The 8059-nt window shown below is 40.2% G+C and carries 8 protein-coding genes and 2 pseudogenes; 9 read left to right on the forward strand and 1 reads right to left on the reverse strand.

What is annotated here, in order from left to right:
* Positions 1 to 299, reverse strand: a 299-nt coding sequence (locus tag ACEW8O_RS20750; protein WP_373496542.1) for a hypothetical protein, incomplete at its 3' end; no start/stop codon positions are given.
* 173 nt (positions 300 to 472) lie between these two features.
* On the opposite strand from ACEW8O_RS20750, the gene ACEW8O_RS20755 reads away from it, so the two are divergent.
* From ACEW8O_RS20755 to ACEW8O_RS20795, 9 genes and pseudogenes are all read left to right on the forward strand, one after another.
* Entirely contained in the window at positions 473 to 817 is a 345-nt protein-coding gene (locus ACEW8O_RS20755) for a hypothetical protein (RefSeq protein ID WP_373496543.1), read from the forward strand.
* A 689-nt stretch (positions 818 to 1506) separates the two neighbouring features.
* The gene (locus tag ACEW8O_RS20760; RefSeq protein WP_373496544.1) at positions 1507 to 2139 is read left to right on the forward strand and encodes a hypothetical protein; all 633 of its coding nucleotides are present in this window, start codon (positions 1507 to 1509) and stop codon (positions 2137 to 2139) included.
* Positions 2140 to 2402: 263 nt separating this feature from the next.
* Positions 2403 to 3926 (forward strand): hypothetical protein, encoded by a 1524-nt coding sequence (locus tag ACEW8O_RS20765; protein ID WP_373496545.1) that lies wholly within the window; start codon positions 2403 to 2405, stop codon positions 3924 to 3926.
* A 56-nt stretch (positions 3927 to 3982) separates the two neighbouring features.
* A complete protein-coding gene (locus tag ACEW8O_RS20770; protein ID WP_373496546.1) occupies positions 3983 to 4126 on the forward strand; it encodes a hypothetical protein in 144 nt (47 codons plus the stop codon).
* A 17-nt stretch (positions 4127 to 4143) separates the two neighbouring features.
* Positions 4144 to 5088: pseudogene (locus ACEW8O_RS20775) on the forward strand (glycoside hydrolase family 27 protein); the annotation flags it as partial.
* A 51-nt stretch (positions 5089 to 5139) separates the two neighbouring features.
* Positions 5140 to 5361 (forward strand): hypothetical protein, encoded by a 222-nt coding sequence (locus ACEW8O_RS20780; RefSeq protein WP_373496549.1) that lies wholly within the window; start codon positions 5140 to 5142, stop codon positions 5359 to 5361.
* Positions 5362 to 5564: 203 nt separating this feature from the next.
* Positions 5565 to 6332 (forward strand): annotated as a pseudogene (locus ACEW8O_RS20785) (enolase C-terminal domain-like protein); the annotation flags it as partial.
* Between the two features lie 255 nt (positions 6333 to 6587).
* Entirely contained in the window at positions 6588 to 6713 is a 126-nt protein-coding gene (locus ACEW8O_RS20790; RefSeq protein WP_373496547.1) for a hypothetical protein, read from the forward strand.
* Positions 6714 to 6791: 78 nt separating this feature from the next.
* The coding region (locus ACEW8O_RS20795; protein ID WP_373496548.1) for a mandelate racemase/muconate lactonizing enzyme family protein at positions 6792 to 8059 on the forward strand (1268 nt) is incomplete at its 3' end.

The following is an 8059-nucleotide window of genomic DNA, read 5'->3' on the forward strand; positions in this document are numbered from 1 at the left end:
CCGTGGCGCCCGTCCCTTTCCACGAACGCTTCCATTCCCTTGCTTTCAAATTTCCTCAGATGACGCTTGACGCTGTCAATGGTGACATGGAAGGTATTCACGATATCAACCTGACGGCAGAGTCCCTGGTGTACCAGATTGGAAGTGATATACCGGAACTGGTTGTGGTCATTGGACGGATGGGTGAATATAGGCATCCCGCTGTGGGAATAATAAACCTCACCGTCCTGTTCATATACAGCCAGACTAGGGGTGATCAGCTTCGCCTCTTTTGGGAAAATCGGTAGTATTAATTGCATGATGTACTAAAATATGCAATTTTTACTTTACGAACCAATGCCTTTCATTCATCATATGGCCATCGAGGTCAGGTTGTCTGAAGATTAAAATCAAAAAAATGTTTTACCCTAACACATTCAATTTTATGAGAACCTTATCAAAATTATTTTGCATATGTATATGGCTCTTTTGCATGGCTTGCAATGAGGACAATGCGCCATCTTATTCAAATGAGCCTCCGGTTATAAATCTTTCCACTCAAGAAATTACTGCGACTGCCGGCTCAACAGTTTCTATACAGGGACAAGTAACTGATGATTTTGGTGTGAAGTTTCTGACAATATTCAGCGGAGCATTAGCGATCAATACACAGATTGATGTTTCTACAAGAAACGAAATTCGTTCAAGTTATCAGTTAAGTTTTGAGCTACAAGTACCCCACGATTTGAGTGGTGATGAATATACTATACAGATATCAGCCAAAAACCTAACAGGTCAAGTAACTAATAGAAACATCAGACTTATTGTAACTCAGTAAAATTTATGCTTTGCACTTGAATAAATTGACTTACTTAACTAAATCATTCATCCATATTGGTTGACTTTCACCAATAATCATCAAGCCAATTTCAGAAGCTTTCATATCGGAGATAGGTTTATGGCACTGAATTAGGATGATCCCTTTGATGAACAGGATGGAAACTATAGAACTGCCTTTCTTGATTGGTTAGCACAACATGGCTATAAAATGCTTTCTATAGGCAGTCTGTTAATTAACCGTAATGAGCCTGCCAGGGGTAAGGGATGGATCAAACCGCAATTGTGGCCATTTAACACTGAGCAATTCAGGCATCTCGAAAGTATACTGGATGATTTACATGTGCGAGGCATAGTTTTCTTTCCATCTGCGGGCTTTTTCGGCATGGCGGGTGAATGGCCTACCCACCCTGAGGAGCAAGAAGTTTATATTAAATACCTTACGTCTAGATTGGGGCACTATGGTAATATTATTTAAAACATAGCCGTACCTGAACCCTTTTGGTGGGAAGAACTAAGTCAATACAAAGGCGAAATGCGGATGGCCGATATTCATAGATTAGCTGAATTGATAAAAAAGTATGATCCCTATGACCACCTAGTATCCGTACACAATGAAAAACGGGCAACAAATTATCATCCCAATAGAATCATACAGGAAATCTTCGTCATTTAGCAAACAATATTATTATGAAACAATATATCTTATTTATTATCCTAATAGTTCCCATTGTTTTGAAAGCCCAAATCGGAATTGAAAAAGACGGATTTTTAGAAGTTGAGGCAGAAAATTTCAACAATCAAACATTGGACGAAATCAGGAAATGGTATGTCATTGACGGTTTATCATATCAGGATACTTTGGAGGCAAGGGTTTTGAGTGATGCATCTGGAAATGCTTACATCAAAGTCTTGCCCGATACCCGGGTAGGTCATAGTGACCCATTGATTAATGGTGAAAATTTCAGTAATAAACCAGGAGAAATGGCCATCATATCCTATACGGTAGAATTTAAAAATCCGGGGAGGTATTATGTATGGGCAAGGGTGTTTTCTAGAGGTAGTGAAGACAATGGTGTTCACGTTGGAGTAGATGCAAAATGGCCTGAATCGGGACAAAGAATGCAATGGTGCGAGGGTAAGTTGAATTGGACTTGGGCAAGTAAACAAAGGACCCAGGAAGAGCATTGCGGGAAAGAAAGATTGATTTATCTCGATATTGAAACTCCTGGTTTTCATGAAATTATGTTTTCCATGCGTGAAGATGGGTTTTCGATGGACAAATGGAGAATGGTACTGGATTATGAACATCCCTTTGACTGATGGTCTTTCATTCCTGTCATTATTATCAGACACTTATCTAATCTTTATTAAATTAAAGCAACCAAAAAGAATCTTAACCAAACAATCCAATTTAATAAATTAGGTGGATTCCAGCTCGTTTTACTTAATTATGTACTTTCTTGCTTCAACTACTTATTTTGTAATCTGGGGTGGTATAGAAGTCGCAAAGAAAAAATTTGTCTTAGCATGATTTGTTGATGAAAAATCAAACAACTTATTTAGTTTATTTGTACTGACACAATATGAATACCTACAATCCATTCATTTTAGCACTATTTTTTTTGATGAGTTTACCTATATTTTTATCCTGTTCTGGTACACAAAAGACGGATCAACCTTTAGATGATGAAAATCCAAGAATACGGCCTTTTATAAAGAATCCCAGTTTTTGGCAATATAAAAATCAACCGGTCTTATTGCTAGGGGGCAGCTCCGATGACAATCTTTTTCAACATACTTCGCCTGATTTGGATGAAGAGCTCGACAGATTGGTTCAGCATGGGGGGAATTATCTTCGTTGTACCATGTCTAGCAGAGATTCGGGTAATGTTTTTGCTTTCGCGTATGATTCGGAATCGGGAATGTATGAATTAAATAAATGGAACGATGAATACTGGCGGAGATTTGAGTATTTCTTGCAAGAGACTCAAAATAAAGGAATAATAGTTCAAATAGAGATTTGGGCAACCTATGATTTTTACGCCCGTAGTTCGCATTTTATAGATGGTCAAACTGCATGGGAAAGAAACCCCTTCAATCCAAAAAACAACTCAAATTATACCTCCTACTCATCAGGCTTGCTGGAGGATTTTTCATCCAACGGATTCGAGTTGATCAACTCATTTTTCAATACTGTTTTGCCACTTTCAGAGCCTTTCGATTTTGATATAAAATATACAGTTCTTGAATACCAACAAAAGTTTGTCGATAAATTATTGTCAATAAGTTTGAAATACGATAATGTATTGTATGTGATTGATAACGAAACCAATGCAGATCCAAAATGGTCGATTTATTGGTCGCAGTACATTAGGCATAGAGCAGCACAGGCAAAAGTGAAAATTGAAGTTAGTGAAATGTGGGACACTTTTGATCCAACAGGTGGAGCTGTTCAAGGCGCTATTGTCCAAGATCCCTCAAATCACTTTTTTACTTTGCGATCATCAATTGCCAACACCTTATACGATCCAGAGAATTTTTCTTTCATCGACATATCTAACCACAATGCCCAGGTAGGTGAAATTCACTATAAAACAGGGCTATACGTTTGGAATGAAGTGCAAAATTCAGGGCAAATAAGACCTATTACCAATACTAAAATATACGGAAATCCGGGTGGCTGGGCTGGTACTTCTACCGATGGAATAGAGAGATTTTGGCGTAATATTTTTGCTGGTGCTTCATCAGTACGTTTTCACCGACCAAGTGTAGGTATCGGCAATAATGATTTGGCTATGTCACATATAAAAAGTATGCGCATGTTGACAGATTCCATCGACCTGTTTAGTTGTCAACCCAAAAATGAACTGTTGACAAGCAGAGAACTCAATGAAGCCTACTGCCTGGCCAATGAAAAAAATGAAATACTGGTTTTCTTTCCAAATGGGGGTGAAGTTGATTTGAATCCGGTAAGCGGCAATTACGAAACCCGGTGGTTAGATGTAACAAAATCTCATTGGCTTGAACCTGGCAAACTAAGTCTACCAGGTAAATTAACCACCCCTTCGGATGGGTTCTGGGCAGTTAAAGTCGAAAAAATAGATTAGTATTTAGCAAACACAGTCCACCTAATACAAGAACACTATAATTGAAATAAATGCAAATGAGAAAGTATTTTATTGCCTTATGGATTATCCCATTCATTGTTGCCTGTTCGGCAGAAAATACCAAAAATACCGATCTTCTGATAGATCAAAGCAAGCCTGTTATGGGTTGGAATTCTTGGGATAGCTTTGGTTTTAACTAACCGAAGAAGATGTATATAAGGTTGCTGATTATATGGCCGATCATCTGAAAGAATTTGGGTGGGAGTTTATAGTAATGGATGCCGGATGGTACTATCCCGAAGATGTAGATGCCAATAAGGGGAATGATGAAGGTTCTGCATATCACCTCGACCCTTACGGTAGACTGGTCCCCGATGAAATAAAATTTCCCAGTTCCAAAAAAGGTGAAGGGTTAAAAAATCTAGCTGATTATGTTCATAGCAAAGGGCTGAAATTTGGCATTCATATAATGCGCGGGAACCCTCGAAACGCAGTGGAGCAATTATTGCCTATAAAAGACTCTGAGCACAATGCCGCTGAAGTGGCAGATAAAAGTGATACTTGTGTATGGAATGCCCTGAATTTTGGATTGATTGACGATCATTTGGGGAGTATAGATTATTATGAATCTATTGTAGAATTGTATGCAGACTGGGGTATAGATTTTATAAAAATTGATGACATATCAAGACCCTACCATAAAATAGAGTTAGAGCTTTTTTCAAATGCAGTGCAAGAATCTGGCAGATCAATGCTCATAAGTGCATCTCCAGGGCCTGCGCCGGTTGCTGAAGTTGAACATCTCAGGGCAAATGTGGATATGTGGCGAATTTCCAATGATGTCTGGGATACCTGGACACTGGTCAAAAAACAGTTTTCTTATTGCAGTAGCTGGTCCCCACATATTAATGGCAAAGGCCGTCCGCACGCTGACATGTTGCCTTTAGGGAAGTTAAGGCTTACGGGTGGCGATGATTGGGTTGCAGGGCTTTTAAGTGCTAATTTAGCTGATATTAAAAATGAATATTCCAGACTATCTGACACTGAGAAATATACGATGATGAACCTTTTGTCAATTTTTAAATCGCCCTTAATTTTAGGAGGGTATTTGCTGGAAAATGACAGTATTACAACAAAGCTTATTACAAACGTAGTCATAATTGAATTAAATCAAGAATCTATAAACAATCAGGAAATTTACAATAAAGATGAAGTGATAATATGGACAGCCGAAAATCAACAGAAAAACTATCAATATCTCATAGTATTTAATATTTCTGAAGATCAAGTTGAGTTTGATGTTAGTTTAGAAATTCTGCCCTTTACTTTGGGTAAGACATTGCTTAATTTATGGAATGATAAAACCCTCAATATTGACGGGATTTTGAAAGTAAAACTTCAACCCCATGAATCCATTGTTCTTCGCCAACAATGAAAGGATTTAGTTGTGAGAAGAAGTATTTTTAGATCAACAGACTAATTACTATACGATCCTAAAAAAAAACTCCCCATCAAGTGGGGAGTTTTCATTACTGCTGAAATTTCTCTTTTATAATTATAACTCCCTTTTTTGCTTAATTGGGCATTTCTAGCTGCTTTACTTACTGTTTTTCCTGATCTTCTGCCAGATAGGAAGAAGCTGTAGACCCGGAAGGTATCATCCGGCAGGCCAAAGCCATATGCGGGCATTATGGCTTTCAATCCATCAAATTGAAAGGCGGTGCTTTTGAACCGGATGAGGAAGTAGCAGCCATGTTTGCGCTGAGAAAAGCTTTTGGAGATGAAATTCCCCTTCGTTTTGATTCTAATGCGATATGGAAACCGGAAACCGCATTGAAATATGGCAAACAGTTGGAACCGATTTTGGAATACTTGGAAGATCCTGTCAGGGGACAGGAAAATATGGCGCTTTTGAAAAAATCCATCCAAACGCCTTTGGCTACCAATATAAGTACCACCTCATTTGAGAATATTCCGGGAAGTATAGCCATGGGATCTGAAGACATTATTTTAAGTGACCACCATTTTTGGGGAGGACTGAAGGCTTCCATGGAACTGTCAAGAATCTCTGAGGTCTTCGGAAGGGATCTGTCCATGCATTCCAACAGTCACTTGGGGATTTCTTTGGCAGCGATGGTCCACCTTGGAGCGGCCCTGCCCAATTTTACCTATGCTTGGACCCATTATCCCTGGCAATCAGATGAAGTCATTCTTGGCGGTCAGTTCCAGATTCAGGAAGGAGCGGTGCAAGTGCCCTCTTCACCTGGCCTTGGGGTCGAACTGGATAATGCCGTACTTTCCCGGCTACATAACAAATATTTGAACTGTGGACTTAAAAAATGGGATGATCTGATTGAAATGAGAAAAATCCATCCTGACTGGGAATTTAAGGCGATAAGGTATTAATAGGGTGTATGGATATTCCCTGATTTATTTTCCCAAGAACCTCCTATTTCACTTCAAGCTGTTCCATTTCTATCAGTTCATCAAACTCTCGCCCTTCAAAACCTTGGGTATTTTGATCAGAATTTTTCTATGCCCCTTCTAAATGGTCATCAGTCTAATGATGTAAAAACCTTTCGGCATTTGGAAGATCAGAAGAGTTGAATTGGCTTTGATCCAAATGTTCTTTATATTGTTTATCCAGTTGGCAAAAATCTGGTGACAAGCCCCGAAAAGGGAAGTGTCCTTGCCAAAGCACTTGCGGCAGGCTTCAATACCCTTTTAGACACGAATGATTTTATGGCAGGCGGAATAAGTCTTGATAAATGGATCAGTAAAATCTAAATTGGGTAATCTTTCGTATGATTAACCTTTATTTAATTACAACTGATTCAGATTTTCAAAACTTTATATCCCTCCTTTATGAAAAACCGTCGTTCTTTTCTTAAAAAATCCCTCAGTTCAAGTGCTTTGTTATTGATGGGCGGGCAAAGAGCCTTTTCCAACTCGTCACATGCAAAACTTTCACCTGCTGATTTGGACAGCGAACTGGAAGCCATTTTAAATAAGCCTGTTTTGCGCAGGGGATACTTTCCCAATCCGGTCATCCTGGAATCGGTGGACTTGCTGATAAACGGAAGCCATTATATCGTCAGGGTCAGGTCCACAGACGGTGCGGAAGGATATGCCATTTCCAATGAAGGACGCATGCCAAATCTTTGGCCATTTTTTATCCAACAGGTAGCACCTTATTTTAAGGGCAAAGATGCCCGGGACCTTGATTTCCTCGTGGATGATTGTCTCAACTACAATAGTAATTATAAATACATGAGCATGGCCGCCTTGCTGCCAATTGCTTCAGCCGAATTTGCCATATTGGAACTGCTTGGTCAGATCAGCGGCAAATCTGCAGGCGAACTGATGGGGGAGGTTATCCGGCCGGAAATTGACGTTTACACTGCCAACAATTACCGGGGTAAAAGTGCTGAGGAATCGGTGGAAAGAATTGTTGCTATCCACAAGGAAGAAAACTCAAAAGCGGTGAAGTTCAAACTTGGCGGAAGAATGGGTTTGCCTGAGGAACCTCCGGGAAGAAGCGAAAAGCTTATCCCCATGTTGAGAAAAGCCCTTGGAGATGAAGTGGTGATTTATGCTGATGCCAATGGCTCCTACGAAGTGGAGGAAGCCATAAAAATAGGTCGGCTCCTGGAAGAAATCAATGTTGCCTTTTTTGAGGAACCCTGTCCTTTTGACTGGATTTGGGAAACAAAGGCTATCGGAGATGCTTTGGCCGTACCCATAGCAGGAGGGGAGCAGGAGAGTTCCATGCGACGCTTTCGCTGGATGGTGGCCAATGATGGGTTGCAGGTATTTCAGCCCGACCTCTTCTATTTTGGAGGATTTATCCGTTCCATAAAAGTTGCCCGCATGGCAGAATTTGTCAATAAACCCTGTACCCCACACATGTCCGGCTGGGGCCTGGGATCTCTTTATATGTTGCACTATGCTTCCATTGTACCAAATGCGGGGGCGCACCAGGAATACAAGGGAGTCAGTCATGACATACCTTTTGAGAGTTCCGCCGGTTCGCTGGAAGCCAGGGAAGGGAAAGTGGCCGTTCCCAAAGGTCCCGGATTCGGAGTAAGCCTTGATCCCAATTGGATCGCCAAAAGCAAGGAACTCAATAATGG

The sequence above is a fragment of the Aquiflexum sp. genome (genome assembly GCF_041749095.1).
Taxonomy (GTDB): Bacteria; Bacteroidota; Bacteroidia; order Cytophagales; family Cyclobacteriaceae; genus Aquiflexum.

Coding starts and splice junctions, on each gene's coding strand:
- ACEW8O_RS20755 (WP_373496543.1), top strand. CDS start 473: ATGGCTTGCAATGAGGACAATGCGCCATCTTATTCAAATGAGCCTCCG.
- ACEW8O_RS20760 (WP_373496544.1), top strand. CDS start 1,507: ATGAAACAATATATCTTATTTATTATCCTAATAGTTCCCATTGTTTTG.
- ACEW8O_RS20765 (WP_373496545.1), top strand. CDS start 2,403: ATGAATACCTACAATCCATTCATTTTAGCACTATTTTTTTTGATGAGT.
- ACEW8O_RS20770 (WP_373496546.1), top strand. CDS start 3,983: ATGAGAAAGTATTTTATTGCCTTATGGATTATCCCATTCATTGTTGCC.